Below are 778 nucleotides of genomic sequence, written 5' to 3' on the forward strand. Positions count from 1 at the left end.
GGAGGAAACTAATTGCATAACAAGTCGCTGCACCCGACCACTAGTAGCCGCCGTGCCAGGTTTTGTTTCTGTTCCTCAAAAGGAAATCTATTAATTCGTTCATCTACCATTTCATCGTGGCGGGTGAGCTTTACGTTCGGCAAAAAAATATCTGAAATGAACACTCCTTCTGTTTCACATATGCAGAAAGCTGCAGAGATCCTCATAAGTAAAGGGGTTGATGAAAGAATCGTGAAGCCTCCCATTTGTCGGGCCTTATGGTTATGTGGGGTTGCGGTTCGTCCGTATATTTATATTCAGCACTTTAAGTCTGCTACATGTTACTTTCTGGCCATGAGCATTACTTGGGGTGGCATAATGAGGTTAACTAGTTGGCCGTCGTGGACATTCAGTAATATTATGGCATCTATTGGTTTTGGCTTATTTATGACTTTATTCAACAGATGGTTCTACCACAGATCTATTAAGAAAGTAGATCTTCCAGATTGGGCTGATTTGATGATCGAAGTTCAGAAATCAGAACAAGCCGAACAAGTCGTTGCACCCGACAGCTAGTAGCTACCGTGCCAGATTTGAAAACTGTTCTTTAAGAATTGAAACATTAATCGTTTATCTGAGCTTTGATCGCTGCGGGTGAACTTTACGTTCGACAAAAAATTGAACCTTTTAGATCCATCTAAGGCTAGATCTGGCGTCTCAAGGCTGTTTCATATCGTATTCTGAGCGTCATTATTGCAGTGGCGCTTTTTTGTGCCTGGATTAACGATGGTTTTCCCCT

Annotated in this window: 1 protein-coding gene; it reads left to right on the forward strand. The window is 42.0% G+C overall.

The genetic code is table 11. The annotated features are described in order from the left end of the window. Positions 1–156: 156 nt before the first annotated feature. Positions 157–555, forward strand: a complete 399-nt coding sequence (locus tag HW115_RS19525; RefSeq protein ID WP_178935350.1) for a DUF6404 family protein — start codon at positions 157–159, stop codon at positions 553–555. Positions 556–778 lie beyond the last annotated feature (223 nt).

The organism is Oceaniferula marina (assembly GCF_013391475.1).
In the GTDB taxonomy this organism is placed as follows: Bacteria; Verrucomicrobiota; Verrucomicrobiia; order Verrucomicrobiales; family Akkermansiaceae; genus Oceaniferula; species Oceaniferula marina.

Excerpts from the sequence above, each read along its gene's own strand:
- HW115_RS19525 (WP_178935350.1), top strand. The coding sequence starts at position 157 with ATGAACACTCCTTCTGTTTCACATATGCAGAAAGCTGCAGAGATCCTC.